The organism is Dactylosporangium sp. CA-139066 (genome assembly GCF_050936175.1).
Classification (GTDB): domain Bacteria; phylum Actinomycetota; class Actinomycetes; order Mycobacteriales; family Micromonosporaceae; genus Dactylosporangium.
On record NZ_JBNJNH010000001.1, the window covers coordinates 4,816,618 to 4,830,455 of the forward strand.

14 protein-coding genes and 1 pseudogene are annotated in these 13,838 nt (G+C 72.3%); 10 read left to right on the forward strand and 5 right to left on the reverse strand.

The genetic code is table 11. The features are described from left to right. Positions 1-78: 78 nt before the first annotated feature. The 4 genes from ACQEVU_RS21975 to ACQEVU_RS21990 all read right to left on the reverse strand — a co-directional run bounded on the left by ACQEVU_RS21975 (position 79) and on the right by ACQEVU_RS21990 (position 5,647). Positions 79-2,277, reverse strand: coding sequence for a tetratricopeptide repeat protein (locus ACQEVU_RS21975; protein WP_433326359.1), 2,199 nt, complete (start codon positions 2,275-2,277; stop codon positions 79-81). Then, positions 2,274-2,744, reverse strand: coding sequence for a hypothetical protein (locus ACQEVU_RS21980; protein ID WP_433326360.1), 471 nt, complete (start codon positions 2,742-2,744; stop codon positions 2,274-2,276). Before ACQEVU_RS21980 ends, ACQEVU_RS21975 begins: the two co-directional genes overlap by 4 nt. Positions 2,745-2,826: 82 nt before the next feature. Continuing rightward, entirely contained in the window at positions 2,827-4,920 is a 2,094-nt protein-coding gene (locus tag ACQEVU_RS21985) for a hypothetical protein (RefSeq protein WP_433326362.1), read from the reverse strand. Positions 4,921-5,245: 325 nt separating this feature from the next. Then, positions 5,246-5,647, reverse strand: a complete 402-nt coding sequence (locus ACQEVU_RS21990; RefSeq protein WP_433326364.1) for a Fur family transcriptional regulator — start codon at positions 5,645-5,647, stop codon at positions 5,246-5,248. 148 nt (positions 5,648-5,795) lie between these two features. On the opposite strand from ACQEVU_RS21990, the gene ACQEVU_RS21995 reads away from it, so the two are divergent. The 10 genes and pseudogenes from ACQEVU_RS21995 (at position 5,796) to ACQEVU_RS22040 (ending at position 12,534) form a co-directional block, all read left to right on the forward strand. Further along, positions 5,796-6,758 (forward strand): ATP-binding protein, encoded by a 963-nt coding sequence (locus tag ACQEVU_RS21995; RefSeq protein ID WP_433326366.1) that lies wholly within the window; start codon positions 5,796-5,798, stop codon positions 6,756-6,758. Positions 6,759-6,778: 20 nt separating this feature from the next. Then, positions 6,779-7,171, forward strand: a complete 393-nt coding sequence (locus ACQEVU_RS22000) for an SCO5389 family protein (protein ID WP_433326368.1) — start codon at positions 6,779-6,781, stop codon at positions 7,169-7,171. Then, a complete protein-coding gene (locus tag ACQEVU_RS22005; protein ID WP_433326370.1) occupies positions 7,161-8,207 on the forward strand; it encodes an LLM class flavin-dependent oxidoreductase in 1,047 nt (348 codons plus the stop codon). The genes ACQEVU_RS22000 and ACQEVU_RS22005 overlap by 11 nt, the downstream gene beginning before the upstream one ends. Positions 8,208-8,250: 43 nt before the next feature. Then, positions 8,251-8,511 (forward strand): annotated as a pseudogene (locus ACQEVU_RS22010) (transcriptional repressor). A gap of 35 nt (positions 8,512-8,546) precedes the next feature. Then, positions 8,547-9,494: a metal ABC transporter substrate-binding protein gene (locus ACQEVU_RS22015; protein ID WP_433326372.1), complete on the forward strand. Its 948-nt coding sequence runs from the start codon at positions 8,547-8,549 to the stop codon at positions 9,492-9,494. Then, on the forward strand, positions 9,487-10,251 hold the full coding sequence (locus tag ACQEVU_RS22020) for a metal ABC transporter ATP-binding protein (RefSeq protein WP_433326374.1): 765 nt from the start codon (positions 9,487-9,489) through the stop codon (positions 10,249-10,251). Before ACQEVU_RS22015 ends, ACQEVU_RS22020 begins: the two co-directional genes overlap by 8 nt. Before the next feature lie 7 nt (positions 10,252-10,258). Beyond that, positions 10,259-11,134, forward strand: coding sequence for a metal ABC transporter permease (locus tag ACQEVU_RS22025; protein WP_433326376.1), 876 nt, complete (start codon positions 10,259-10,261; stop codon positions 11,132-11,134). Further along, the gene (locus ACQEVU_RS22030) at positions 11,121-11,975 is read left to right on the forward strand and encodes a metal ABC transporter permease (protein ID WP_433326378.1); all 855 of its coding nucleotides are present in this window, start codon (positions 11,121-11,123) and stop codon (positions 11,973-11,975) included. The genes ACQEVU_RS22025 and ACQEVU_RS22030 overlap by 14 nt, the downstream gene beginning before the upstream one ends. 101 nt (positions 11,976-12,076) lie before the next feature. Continuing rightward, positions 12,077-12,370 carry an ArsR/SmtB family transcription factor gene (locus tag ACQEVU_RS22035; RefSeq protein WP_433326380.1) on the forward strand — a complete coding sequence of 98 codons (294 nt, stop codon included), beginning with the start codon at positions 12,077-12,079 and terminating at the stop codon, positions 12,368-12,370. Continuing rightward, positions 12,367-12,534, forward strand: a complete 168-nt coding sequence (locus ACQEVU_RS22040) for a hypothetical protein (RefSeq protein WP_433326382.1) — start codon at positions 12,367-12,369, stop codon at positions 12,532-12,534. Before ACQEVU_RS22035 ends, ACQEVU_RS22040 begins: the two co-directional genes overlap by 4 nt. Positions 12,535-12,538: 4 nt before the next feature. On the opposite strand, the gene ACQEVU_RS22045 is transcribed toward ACQEVU_RS22040, so the two are convergent. Further along, positions 12,539-13,831 (reverse strand): YcaO-like family protein, encoded by a 1,293-nt coding sequence (locus ACQEVU_RS22045; RefSeq protein ID WP_433326384.1) that lies wholly within the window; start codon positions 13,829-13,831, stop codon positions 12,539-12,541. Positions 13,832-13,838 lie beyond the last annotated feature (7 nt).

Genomic DNA, 13,838 nt, shown 5'->3' on the forward strand with positions numbered 1-13,838 from the left:
AAGTGTCCGGACCTATCTGGCACTTTCCGTGGAGGACTGGCCCGCCTGTCCCGGCCAGTGAGCGAACGGGGCAGGGTGTCAGGGTGGTCCGGCCTCAGTCTCGGCGGCTGGTTGTCGAGTAGCCGCTCGAAACGCGGCGTCCGCGCCGGCCGGATCTCCGGCCTCGCCCTGCCAACGGGCCAGGGCTTGGCGGGTGCGGAGGATCTGGGGGTGGTCTTGGTCGAGGACCCGAACCTCATCGGCGAGCAGCTGCTCCAGGGCGGCGGCAGCGCCAGCCGGGTCCCCAGCCTCACCCCGCCAGTGAGCGAGGTACCTGCGAGTGATGAGGGTGTCGGGGTGGTCCGGGCCGTGGACCCGAGCCTTATCGGCGAGCAGCTGCTCCAGGGCGGCGGCAGCGCCAGCCGGGTCCCCAGCCTCACCCCGCCAGTGAGCGAGGCTATGACGGGTGGTGAGGGTGTGGGGGTTGTCTGGGCCGTGGACGCGAACCTCATCGGCGAGCAGCTGCTCCAGGGCGCTGGCAGCGCCAGCCGGGTCCCCGGCCTCACCCCGCCAGTAGGCGAGCTCGTGGCGGGTGACGAGGGTGCCAGGGTGGTCTGGGCCGAGGATCCGAACCCTATCGGCAAGCAGCCGCTGCAGGGCGCTGGCAGCGCCAGCCGGGTCCCCGGCCAGTGCCTGCCATCGGGCAAGTTCCATGCGGGTGACCAAGGTGTCAGAGTGGTCCGGCCCTAGTACCCGCAGCTGGTCGTCAAGCAGCCGTTCCAGGGCGGCGGCCGCACCGGCCGGATCGCCGGCTTTACCCCGCCAGTAGGCGAGTTCGCCGCGGATGTCGAGGGTGTCGGGGTGGTCCGGGCCGAGGATGGTGGTGGCTGCGGAGTGCAGTTGCTGGAAGTAGTCACGCGCGGCGGTGACCAGACCGGTTTCGCCGAGGCTGCTGCCGGTGCGGAACAGGATTGGGTGGGCGGCGTCCGTAGTGGTCCACAAGTGTGTGCCGGTGTGCTGGTGCAGGATGGTGGTGTTCGCGCGTAACAGCTGCGCCGTAGCGGCGTCCTGTTCATGGCCGGGCCAGAGTCCGTCGATGGCGTCGGCGGCGGCCACAGCAAGACCATGCTGGTGCTCGGTGGGGGTGTTTTCCCGGACAACGCGTTGCAGTAGGGCATGCATCCGCACCAGCCCAGCCTCATCGCCAGATGGTGGGGCGGTGAGCAGGCCGAGGCGGTGCAGTGCTCGTAGCCCGTCGTGGGCGTCGTCGCCGTCGACCGGCCGCCCGGTGCGCTCGCTGCAGTAGCCAGCCACCGCGGTGGTGGTGAACAGTGCGGAGGGGGCGCCGTTGGGGTCCAGGAGCCCGGCCAGCTGCAACAACACACCTGCGATACCGCCGGTGGCGGCGTCGGCCGCTTCGATCGACAGTGCCCACGTATCCGCCACCGCGGTGTGCTGGCCGTCGGGGAGCACGGCTGGGCGCAGCGCATCCAGGCGGCGGCGGGTCAGCCGCTGCCGGTAGCCGGCGCAGGTCAGATCTTGATCCGCGATGTATGCGGCGGCCTGTGCCAGCGCGAGGGGCAGATGACCGAGGTCTGCGGCCAGGTCGGCAGCCTCATCGAGACGGTACGGCTGTTCGCCGAGCCGGCCGTGCAGGAAGTTGATCGCCTCGTCGGCGGTGAATGTGTCGATGCCGATCACCGTCCTGCCGGCCAACAGTGCGGTGTCCCTGCGGCGGGTGGTCACGACCGTCGCTCCGACCGTCGCCATCGGCGGCCACAAGTCGTGCAGGTCGGCTGGATCGGCGACGTCATCGAGCACCATTAGCCATCGCCGCGGCGTCGACGCCAGCCAGCCAAGCAGCCGCATCGCGGCCTCAACCGGGTCAGCGTCCTGTATCCCGGTCACCTCCGCGGCCGCCTGCGCCAGCCTGGTCAACACTGCCGTGCGGGAAGTGGCGGTCACCCACACCAGCAGATCCACTCGCCGGTCCTGCCACCAGCGGTGGGCCAGACTCGCCGCGAGCTGCGTTTTGCCGACCCCGCCGAGACCGATGAGGACCTGACACACCACCGTCGTCTGGCCACCTGCCGCGACTGCTGCGTCGAGCACGGAGTCGGCCGGACGGTTCAGCCGGCCCACGGCCACCGGCGGCAGCACCCCCACAAGACGCGGCCACAACACGTCGGGCCGGCCGGTGACGATAACGTTGCCGTGCACGGTGTGCACGGCGGCGCCGTGCACGTCGCGGATGCCGGTGTGGTCGGTGCCACTGCCGGGGACGGGTGACCTGCTCACGCCCCCGGCCGGGACGGGGGGTCCGCAACCTGTCCGTACGACAGGTGCATCGGCGCGTGCGTCTCGCCGATGTTCGGGCCGTTGAGGGTGCCGATGTGCGTGGTGTGGTCCCCGACCTGGATTCCGGTTGAGTCGGAGATGCTGACGGTGTTTTTGCCGGCTGCGGTACTGGTCGGGTCGGCGGCGGCCAGCAGCGTCCGTGCGGCGGCTAGCACCTGCGCGTCTTGGTCGGCGTGGGCGCTGGTGAGGGCTTCGCCGAGGCTGGTCTGCCAGGTGCCGGGCGCTGCCTCGACCGCGTCCAGCACCTCGCCTGAGCTGCCCTGCCGGGTCAGGACTCGACGTAGCAGGTCCCTCAGCCCGGTGTAGGCGTCCAGGACCGCGGACTGCGCCGCCGTGGTCACCCCAGCGGTCCCGCCTGCGGCCGCGCCGGTCATCAACGCGGTCAGGATCAGCTCAACCTCGGACACAAGATCACCTTCCGTTACTGGACGCGCCGATTGTGTCACCGCTCGGCGCGGACTCGCATCGACAAACAGCCGACAACTCCGGTCAGGGAGTTGCAAGCGGGCGAATCCATCGACCGGGCATGCGTGCTTCACCGTCCGGCGATCGGGTTGCGGCACTGGGCGGGGTGCAGGCCGGGCACGGCCGCTGCGCGCACGGGCTGCTTGGCGCCGTGATGCACCGGCAGGCCGCAGGCGGTGCAGTGCCGGGTGAGGAGTTGCCGGTGGGTGGTGCAGGCGAACACGACCGGTAGGTACCAGCGGCGTTGCCAGGCCCCGCCGTGCAGGGTCTGGATGGTGCTGCCGTCCCCGGTAAGGCAGGTCGGGCAGTAGCGGGCGGAGCGGCCGAAGACCCAGTTGTCGGTTGCGAGGGAGTCGGGTTGCCGGGTCCGGCCGAGAAACCGAGGATCCAGGGGTGGGTAGCGGTCGGCGTGGCCGGCGACGCAGAGGGCGGCGACCTCGGTAACCTGATCAAGGGGGCAGAACCCGCAGCCCAGCGCCGACACCGCCGAGCGCGTGGCGTGGGCTCCGGATCGCTAGAGGTGCGGCCCGTCCTCGCGGCCGCTCCGTGTAGGCGCGCGGGCGTGGAGGCGAAGCCAAGGCCGACGGTTGCGGTCGTGCGCCGCCCATCCGTAGGTACCCAGGGCGGCGACGGCGATGCATGCCCACCACTGGCGGTGACCCGGTCGGAGAGGCCGATCCCGGTGGGGAAGTTCGCCTCGGCGAAGTAGAGCCGCCCGCCGCTGAACTCGGCGATCCTGCGCAGGCCGGCGCCCGTTGCCGGGGTCGCCTGGCCGGCCAGCCAGCCGATGAGCACGCCCCGCGCGCCGCACTCGTGCGACTGTGCGCCCGGTCCGCTCCGCGTGATCAGCTCGTAGGCCAGGCGTGCGGCCAGGCTGGCCTCGCTCCAGCCGTCCCCCCAGCGGGTGCTTGCGGTGATCGCGTTGGGGATGCCGGCGGCGCGATCTTCGGCCTGCCAGGACTCGAGGGGCGCAGGCACCGGCACGGTGCCGGGTGCCGGGCTGCCGCCCGGGCGGCTGTACGCGTACGCATCGAGGCGTTGCCGCACGGCGAGCGGCTGCTCCGACACGGCGGCGGGGGTCTGGCGCGACACCCCGCGGGCGACCGCGTCCCACTGCTCCACCCACGGCTCGAAGCCGGCGAAGGAGCAGTAGGTGACCCGGGCGATCCGCTCGCAGGTCTGGGTCGCGCCGGGCCGCCGTGTCGCGGCGATGAGCGCGGCGTCGTCACCTCGGCCCGTCGCGCCCGCCTGGGCCGTCCCGGCGACCCCGGTGACGAGCAGCGCCGCCGCGGCGGCGACCGCAGCGACACCGCGCCGGCACCGGGCCAGCAGCAGGGCGAGCGTCGCGACCAGCGCCGCCACCCCGAGCAGGTACATCAAGTGCCAGCCGGCCGGCCTGGCCATGAGGGCGGGCGGCAGCGGCGGAAGCCCGAACTCGGGATCGCCGCCGGCTCGCCCGATCACCGGGACGAACCAGTTCGGATTCGACCCGCCGGTGGGAGCCATCCCCAATGAGATGATGGTGTACGCGACGAAAGCCACCGTGAGCAGCGGCGCGACGAACGCGCCCCGGACGATGCGGCCGAGCAGCACGCCAACGGCGCCGGACAGCAGCACCACCGCCGGGCCGGTCGCCAGCTCGAAGACGCGGGGCCGTCCCACCGAACCGTCGAGCGCGGCCAGCACCGCGATGTGCCCGGCCACGAACACGCCGGCGACGGCGGTCAGCGGCAGCAGGGCGACCAGGTGGGCACCGACCCGCCGGGACAAGGGCAGGGTGAGCACATCGAGCAGCGCGGTCGCGCCGTCGCGGTGCGCCCGGGTCACCGCCAGGTTGCTGGCGATGAGGGCGACCCCACCCAGCAGCAGGCCCGGCGGCTGCAGCCACTGGTCGGCCTCGTAGAGCACCGCGAACCGCCAGGCCCGATCGGCGTTGGCCAGGTACCACAACGGACACAACACGAGCAGTGCCGCCACGACGACCGGTCGCCGCACCAGCCGGAGGCCCTCGAACCACGCCAGCGCCAGCACGGCGCGGACGTGCCGCGGCGCGGGCCCAGGTCGCCGGGCGTCCGACGACGGCCGCCGATCGGTCATCGGGTGCGGAATCCGGGTCATGTCGTCACCTCGGCGTGCTGCGGGTGGACGGTACGGGCCGACGGCGGGCGGGCGCAGGTAACAGCACCCCGGCGGTGCCTGCGGTCGCGCTGCTGGATCGGTTTGTCGTCATGGTGCAGACCGGGACGCGGACCGCGTTCGATGTTGCGCGGCGGCTGCTGGTGTATGACCTGGCTGCCGGCCGGCTGGTGACCGTCGCGGAAATTCGACCAGGTCGGCGGCGCGGGTCACATGCTGTGGTGTCTACCGGTAGCCGGCCATCCAGTACCTGGCACATCCCGGACCTTGCGGCATCGCGCCCGTGACCGCCGCGCGACGATGAACGTCAGTCTCCAGCAGGGCCGGTGCACTCCCGGCAGATGCCGGTGAGTTCGACGGTGTGCCGCACGTCGGTGTAGCCGTGCAGTCCGGCGGTTCGTCTGACCCAGGGCTCCATGTCCAGGCCATCGACCTCGACGGCACGTGCGCACCTGCGGCAGGTCAGGTGGTGATGTTGTCGCCGGTTGTCGCATCGGCGGTAGCGCTGCTCACCGGATCCGAGCCGTACGGTGTCGATCTCACCCGCGTCGCAGAGCGTCTGCACGATCCGGTAGACGGTGGTGAGCCCGACCGTCGACCCGTTGTGCTGCAGCCGGTAGTGCAGTTCCCGGACGCTGAGGAACTGTTGCGTATCGGTCAGCTGCGCCATGACCTCGGCTCGTCGGCGCGTGAGCCGGTACGTTGCCATATCATCATCCTGTTGCAAACGATTTTCATTGTAAAGGGGCCGCGTTCATGCCCGAATGTGCATAGCTGCAATTGGCAATATGCGCTCTGCCGCGGGTTATTCCGGCGTTCCGCTTGACCAGCGAAATGAAAACCGATACCAGTATGGTGTGAAAGTTGCCTTCGTCGGCAAGGGCGGGAGCGGGAAGACCACCCTGGCCGCCCTGTTCTGCCGATACCTTGCGATCCAGGACGCCGCACGGGTTCTGGCGTTCGATGCCGATATCAACCAGCACCTGGCCGTCGCTCTCGGCGCGGATCCGGAGGAGGCAGCGCTGCTGCCGGCGCTCGGCGATCACCTCGACGTGATCAAGGAGTATCTGCGCGGCGAGAACCCGCGGATCGCCTCGTCCGCCGCGATGCTGAAGACCACCCCGCCCGGCCCCGGGTCGCGGCTGGTCCGGGTGGAGGAGCGCAACCCGCTCTATGACGGGCTGGTCCGGACGTTCGGTGGGGTCCGGCTGGCGGTGACCGGCCCGTTCGCCGCCGACGATCTGGGCGTTTCCTGCTACCACTCGAAGGTCGGTGCGGTGGAGCTGCTGCTCAACCACATGACGGACGGGCCCGGCGAGTACGCGGTGGTGGACATGACCGCGGGCGCGGACTCGTTCGCGTCGGGGCTGTTCACCCGGTTCGACCTGACGTTCGTGGTGTGCGAGCCGACGGTGCGTAGCGTCGGGGTGTATAGGCAGTATGTCGGCTACGCACGCGACTACGGCGTGCGCGTGGCGGTGGTGGGCAACAAGGTCGACGACGCCGACGACGTGGCGTTCCTGCGCGACGAGGTCGGCGCTGACCTGCTGTGCTGGGTCGGCCGGTCCGGCTTCGTCAAGGCGGGCGAGCGCGGCCGGTTCCTGCCCATCGATGAGCTCGAACCGGGCAACGCGCACGCCCTGGCCGCGATGCGGACCGCGGTGGACGGCTGCGAGAAGGACTGGGACCGCTACGCCGCCCAGGCCGCCGAGTTCCACGCACGGAACGCGGCCGCCTGGGGCAACGCCCGGGCCGGGGCGGACCTGACCGGCCAGATTGCACCGGGTTTCACGCTGGCGCCGGCGACCGCCGCGCGCTGAGCACGATCGAGGAGGAGCGCATGTCCCTGTCCGTCCCCACCGCCCTGCTGGAACGCGCCGAGGCCGGTCCGGTCGACGACGCCGAGTTCGTCGCCTGCGTGCGGGAGTCGCTGCCGTACGCGTGGCAGATCATCAGCGGTGTCGCCGCCGACCTGCACGCCGGCGGCGGTGAGTTCGCCGAGCACAGCGTGCCGCCGCCGAGCGAGGCGGAGCGCGGGCAGTTGCTGCGCGCGCTGGCCAGCGACGCCATCCGTGGCGGCCTCGAACGGCATTTCGGTGTCACCCTGGCGTTCCAGAACTGCCACCGGGTCGCGGCGTTCACCCCGAGCGCGGTCGGCGGCGACCGCTACCGGGCGTTCGTCTCGCCTCGCGGGCAGCTGCTCAACCAGTCCCCGGAGCTCCGTGACTGCTGACCCCCACGGGCAAGCCGGGCCGGCAGCGGCCGGCCCGGCTCTGCAGGTCGACGCGTTCCTGCTCGCCCGCCCGGTGCCGGACCGGTCCCACGGTGCGGCGCTGCGTGCTGCCGTCGGCCACGCCGTGGCGGCCGAGCGGGCCGGGTTCGACGGCGTGTGGCTGGCCGAGCACCATTTCAGCGGCTACGGCACCTGCCCGTCGGCGGTGGCCCTGGCCGGGCACCTGCTGGGCCGCACCAGCCGGCTGCGGGTCGGCACCGCCGCGGCCATCCTGCCCAACCGGCACCCGGTCGCCCTCGCCGAGGAGGCCGCGCTGCTCGACGCGGTCTCCAGCGGCCGGTTCGACCTCGGCGTCGCCCGCGGCGGCCCGTGGGTCGACCTCGAGGTCTTCGGCACCGGCCTGGACCGCTACCGCCATGACGGGTTCACCGCCGCCCTCGACCTGCTGCTGGCGGGCCTGTCCGGGGCCGGCACGCTGATCGGCGACGACGACCGGTTCCCGTTCCGCGAAGTCGCGATGGTGCCGGCCGTCGAGCGGCGCATGCCCGTCTGGGTCGCCGCGACCGCAGCCCCGACTGTCGAGCTGGCCGCTGCCCGGGGCCTGCCGCTGCTGCTGGGCATGCACGACGACGACATCGCCAAGGCCGCCATGCTCCACCGGTACGCCGCGACCGGCACGGCCGCTGCCCCGCACGCCTCCACCCATTTGGCCTTCGTCGCCGACACCGTCACCGAGGCGGAGACGGTGCTCCGCGACGCGATGCCCGGCTGGCTCGCCACCGCGGGCGCCTCGGTGCGCCTCGACGGGTCGGCTGCGCAACGCCGAGACCTGGACGCCTATCTGGAGCATCTGCTCGCGATCCACCCCGTGGGCCCGCCATCGCGGTGCGTGGCACGCCTCCACGCCGCCCTCGCCGCGACCGGCGTCCGGCGGCTGCTGCTCATGGTCGAAGGCGGCCGCGATCCCGGCCGCACCCGCGACAACATCGAACGCCTCGGCCGCGAGGTGCTGCCCGAGCTGCGCCGCCTACACTGACGATCAGTTCCAGTGGTGTGCGGGGAGGCGGCGGGTGACCGAGATGATCGGCGGCGCGACCCGCAACACCCGCCAGTGAGCGCCAAAGGTCCTCGCGCTGCTCGACGAGGTCGCGGACTTCCGCACGCCGCAGCAGCTGCACGAGATGCTGCGCCGGCGAGCCGCCGAAGTCGGGCTGACCACGGTGTACCGGACGCTGCAACTGCTGCAGGAAGCCGGTGAGGCCGACGTGACCCGGACGGGCCGCATGCGTACATCGCGATACGACGTCTCGTTATCGGTAATGAAAACGAGTACCGTCTAGCGTGTTCCGCCCCTCGGCCTTGCAGGAGCACCACCATGCGCGTATCCCGGCGCCAGATCGCCACCATCGGCCCCGCCGTCGCGGCCGCGATACTCCTCGCCGCCTGCGGCGACGACGCCACGCCACAACCGGCAGCCGCCGGCGGCGGCACGCTCGCCGTGGTGGCCACGACGACCCAGGTCGCCGACTTCGCCCGCAACATCGGCGGTGACAAGGTGAGCGTCACCCAGATCCTCAAGCCCAACGTCGACCCGCACGACTACGAACCGACCCCCGCCGACATCACCGCGATCGGCGCCGCGAAGGTCCTCGTCAAGAGCGGTGTCGGCCTGGAGAAGTGGCTCGACGAGACGATCGCCTCCGCCGGTTTCAAGGGAGCGACCGCCGACGCCAGTAAGGGTGTGCAGATCCGGCAGGGCAACGGCGAGGAGGAAGAGGCCGCCGGCGACCCGCACATCTGGCACAACCCCCGCAACGTCAAGATCATGGTGCAGAACATCGAGCAGGCGTTCGCCGCCGCCGACCCGGCCGACGCCGCCGTCTATGCGCAGAACCTCGCCGCCTACACCGCGAAGCTGGACCAGCTCGACGCCGACATTCAGGCGAAGATCGACAAGCTGCCGCCCGACAACCGCAAACTTGTCACCAACCACGACGCGTTCGGCTACTACATCGAGCGCTACCGGCTGGAGTTCGTCGGCTCGATCATCCCCAGCTTCGACACCTCGGCCGAACTGTCCGCAAAGGACATCGACGACATCGTCGCCAAGATCAAGCAGACCGGCACGAAAGCGGTGTTCTCCGAAAGCTCGCTGCCGCCCAAGACGGCCGAGGCGATCGCCAAGCAGGCCGGCGTCAAGGTGGTCGCGGGCGAGGACTCCCTGTACGGCGACACCCTCGGCCCGCAAGGCTCGGCCGGCGACACCTACCTGAAGATGGAACAGCACAACACCGACGTCATCGTGCAGGCCCTCGGTGGCTGACCAGGAAGCACCGGCCCTGCACATCGAGGACGCCACGGTCGCCTACGACGCCGAGCCGGTGCTGACCGGCGTGCACGGCGCCGTCATGGCCGGGCAGGTCGTCGCCCTCATCGGCCCCAACGGGGCCGGCAAGTCCACCCTCATCAAGGCCGTCCTCGGCCTCGTACCCGTCGTCGCCGGCCGCATCACCGTCCTCGGCCGCTCCCCGGCGGCGGCGCGGCGCGACGTCGGCTACGTCCCACAGGCCGGCACCCTCGACGCCCAGTTCCCGATCTCGGTCGCGCAGGTCGTGCTCATGGGCCGCTACCGGCAGGTCGGCTGGCTACGCCGGCCCGGCCGAGCCGACCGGACCGTCGCCGCCGAGGCCCTCGAGCAGGTCGGCCTGACCGAGCGGGCCGGGGCGACGTTCGGCACCCTGTCCGGCGGGCAGCGGCAGCGGGTGCTGCTGGCCCGGGCGATCGCCCAGCAGCCGCGGCTGCTGCTGCTCGACGAGCCGTTCAACGGCGTCGACCTGGTCAGCCAGGAGGCCCTGCTGCGGGTCCTCACGCAGCTGCAGCAGGAGGGCACCGCGGTACTCATCTCGACCCACGACCTGACCCTGGCCCGGCACGTCGCCGACCACGCCTGCCTGCTCAACCGGCGCATGGTCGGCTTCGGCCCCACCGCCGACACACTCACCCCGGACCTGCTGCGGACCGCCTACGGCCACCAGGCCCTCGACCTGCACGGCGACCAGATCGTCGTCGCCCACCACTGAGGCCCGCGTGTACGCCACCCTCATCGCCCCGTTCGCGCCGCCGTTCATGGGCCGCGCCCTGACCGAGCTGCTGCTGCTCGCCGTCCTGGCCGGTGTGGTCAGCACCCACGTCCTTACCCGCCGGCTCGGCTTCGTCGCCGACACCCTGACCCACACCGTCTTCCCCGGCGTCGTGCTGGGCTTCCTCACCGCCGGTATCTCCGGTGTCTTCCCCGGCGCGCTGCTCGCCGCCGCGATCACCGCGATCCTGCTCACCGCGTTCACCCGCATCCGCCGCATCACCGACGACACCGCCCTCGCCGTGCTCCTGGCGGCCATGTTCGCCGTCGGTGTCGTGCTCGTCTCGCGGCGCGCCTCGTACACCGCGGACCTCACCTCGTTCCTGTTCGGCCGGCTGCTCACCGTCAGCACCGGGCAGATCACCCAGACCGCCGTCGTCGCCGCCGTCGTGCTGGTCACGCTCGCCCTGCTGCACAAGGAGCTGCTGCTGCGCGCGTTCGACCCAGCCGCCGCGGCCGCACTCGGCTACCGGGTCTGGCTGCTCGACCTGGCCCTCAACCTCGCCGTCGCGCTCGTCGTGGTCGCCGCCGCGCAGTCCGTCGGCACGATCCTCGTCATCGCCCTGCTCGTCGTCCCAGCCGCCACCGGCCGCCTCGTCGCCGACCGGATCGGGCCGATCACCGCGATCGGCGTGGCGGCCGCGGCCCTGGCCGGGTACCTCGGGCTGACCGTCAGCTACCACGCCTCGATCAGCTACGGGCTGCGGCTTGCCGGCGGCGCGACCGTCGTGCTGACCCTCGTCGCGGTCTATCTGCTCACCCTGCTCGCCGCGGCATCCGCCCGAGCCCTGCGCCCGCGCCGGAGCGCCGATGCCGTGGCTTGACGTCGCCTTCCACCGCGCCCTCATCGAGGCCGTCCTCGTCGGCACCGTGTGCGGGCTGATCGGCGTGCACGTGGTGCTGCGCCGGCAGGCGTTCTTCACCATGGCGATGACCCACGCCACGTTCCCCGGCGTGGTCATCGCCGCCGTCACCGGTCTGAACCTGTATCTGGGCGGGTTCGCCGCCGGGGTCGTCGCCGCGTTCGCGGTCACCGCCCTGGCCCGCCGCCGCGGTCACGACCCGAGCACCGCCACCGCCGTCGCCCTCGCCGCCGGGTTCGCCCTCGGCGTCGCGCTCATGTCCGCCCAGAACGGCTTCACCAAGGACCTCACCGCCTACCTGACCGGCTCCATCCTCACCGTCGCCCGCCCCGACCTGCTCGTCGCCGCCGGCGTCACCGCCACCGTCGCCGTCATCCTCACCGTGCTGCACAAGGAGCTCCTGTACACCGCGTTCGACCCGGCGGGGGCCCGGGCGGCCGGGTACCGCACCGCCGCGCTTGACCTGCTCGTCCTCGTGCTCATCGAAGCGGTGGTCGCCACCGCGGTCCCGGCCGTCGGCACGATCCTCACCCTCGCGCTCGTCGTCGCCCCGGCCGGCGCGGCCCGGCTGTGGACGGACCGGTTCGCCGCCATGACCGTCCTGGCCGTCACCGTCGCGGTGGCCAGCGCAATCGGCGGTCTCTTTCTGTCCCGGCTGTTCGACGTCGCCGCCGGCGGCGCGGTCAGCCTGCTCGCCGCCGCCGCATTCGCGCTGTCCACGCTCGTCGCCCCGCGGCAGAGCCTGCTCACCCACCTGCGGCGCCGGCGACCACACGCCCGCGTCGCCCCCGCCCAGACCTGAGCGCGACCGTCGCGTATGCGCACATCGCAATGCGACGTCTCGTTATCAGAAATGAAAACCCGTATCGTCTGCGCGTCGAGTTTGGGGGCCGGGAGCAGCCGATGTCGTACGCCGAGCGTCACGAACAGATCAGTGCCCTGTTCCGTGCCCTGGCGGCGCCGCTGCGGCTGGCCATCGTCGAGCTGCTCATCGTGCACCACCAGCTGCACGTCCACGAGATCGTCGAGGCGATCGGCGCGCCGCAGACGCTGACGTCGCAGCACCTGCGGGTGCTGCGCCACGCCCAGCTCGTCGACCGGGCCCAGGACGGGCGCAGCGTCGTGTACCGGCTCGCCGACCCGGAGGTCGCCGCGGTCCTCGCCGCCGCGGCCCGCTGCTTCGGCGACGCGTCGTGACCCCGGCCATGGCGGCAGCCCGCGCGTTGCAGCAGGTACTGCACGGCCTGTACACCGAGGCCGGTCAGCCGTCGCCGGCGGTCATCAGCCAGCACGCCGGCCGGGTCGCCTGGCGCAGCGGTACTGGTCTGGACGACGACGGTGCCTCCGCGCCGGTGTGGTGACGGGTCAGTGCGGCAGCGGCACAGGCCGGTCACCGGCGGCCTGGGGCAGGCGGGTGCCGCCGAGCAGTGGGAGCCCGGCTGCGGCGTTGGTGTAGTAGCCGGGCACGACGACCCGGGTCACGTGCAGGCCGGCGGCGCGGATGTCGGCGGTGGTGACGTCGACGCTGAGTACCCGGTGGCCGAGTTCGGTCAACCGGCGCACTGTGGCGGGCAGGTCGGTCGGGGTGTCCGCGGCGAGGTCGGCGGGCTCCGCCCCGCCGTCGACGCGGGCGTGCAGCTGCGCCAGGAACTGCTGTTGCACGGTGGGGTCGAGGTGCAGCTGCAGATGGCAGCCGTAGTCGACGGCGTCGGCGAGGTCAGGGCGGTAGGCGGCGGCGTAGTCGCGGCGGGCCCGCCACGGCTTGAGCGGGCTGCCCGGGCCGGCGGCGGCGCGGGCGAACGGGCCGTCGGGGTCGTCGTAGTCGGCGAGCAGCACCTGCAGCTGCAGGGCCTCGCCGAGCGCCTTGGTCATCGCGGCGACCGGGTCCGGGCTACAGCCCATGCCCAGGGCAAGGTAGCCGGTGCTGCGGTCGCGGACCAGGGCGCCGACGACCGGCAGCCCGGTCTCGGCGGGGAACCAGTACCAGTCGGTGTGCAGGTCGCCGGTCGGGCCGGTGCCCAGCCGGCGGAGGGCATCGGTGGGGCGGATACGGTACAGCGGCCGCCCGCCGGTCCAGGTGACGGTCATGGCGTCGCGTTCCACGACCTCGCACAGGGCACCCCAGTCGGCGGCGGCGCGGGAAGGGCCGGCGGCGAGGCCGGCCTGCACGATCGGGTTGGTGCGCGGGCCGCCGGGATGGTTCACCCAGACCAGGGCGGCTGGAACCTTGGCCGGCCGGCCGCTGGCCAGGTCGGTGCCGGTGGCCCAGGGGACCGGCAGGTCACGGGTCAGCGGCGTGAACGGGAACCCGGGCGCGGCGTACTGGTGCGCCGCGAACAGCGCGAAGGTGTCCGGGTCGACGGCGTCGCCGCCGGCCGCGACAAGACCCATGTGGCTGTTGACCGGCAGGCCCGGCGGGATGAGGTTGCCGCAATAGCGTTCGGCGGCCTCGCCGAGTGCCGCGGCGACCGCCCGTGCCGGGTCGGTGAACGTGTGCCCGGCGCCTGCCGACTCGACCGGCCACGGGCTGAACGTGCGCGCGTCGGCGAGGAAGGCGTCGACGAGCCGGTAGCCGGGCGGGAAGTGCGCCGGGACGGGATGCGGGGCGAGGCGCCGGACGATGCCGGTGCGGGTGTCGTAGAGCAGGGTCGGGTCCACGGGGCGG

Excerpts from the sequence above, each read along its gene's own strand:
- ACQEVU_RS22000 (WP_433326368.1), top strand. The coding sequence starts at position 6,779 with ATGTCCCTGTCCGTCCCCACCGCCCTGCTGGAACGCGCCGAGGCCGGT.
- ACQEVU_RS22030 (WP_433326378.1), top strand. The coding sequence starts at position 11,121 with ATGCCGTGGCTTGACGTCGCCTTCCACCGCGCCCTCATCGAGGCCGTC.
- ACQEVU_RS22035 (WP_433326380.1), top strand. The coding sequence starts at position 12,077 with ATGTCGTACGCCGAGCGTCACGAACAGATCAGTGCCCTGTTCCGTGCC.
- ACQEVU_RS21985 (WP_433326362.1), bottom strand. The coding sequence starts at position 4,920 with ATGACCCGGATTCCGCACCCGATGACCGATCGGCGGCCGTCGTCGGAC.
- ACQEVU_RS22015 (WP_433326372.1), top strand. The coding sequence starts at position 8,547 with ATGCGCGTATCCCGGCGCCAGATCGCCACCATCGGCCCCGCCGTCGCG.
- ACQEVU_RS21990 (WP_433326364.1), bottom strand. The coding sequence starts at position 5,647 with ATGGCAACGTACCGGCTCACGCGCCGACGAGCCGAGGTCATGGCGCAG.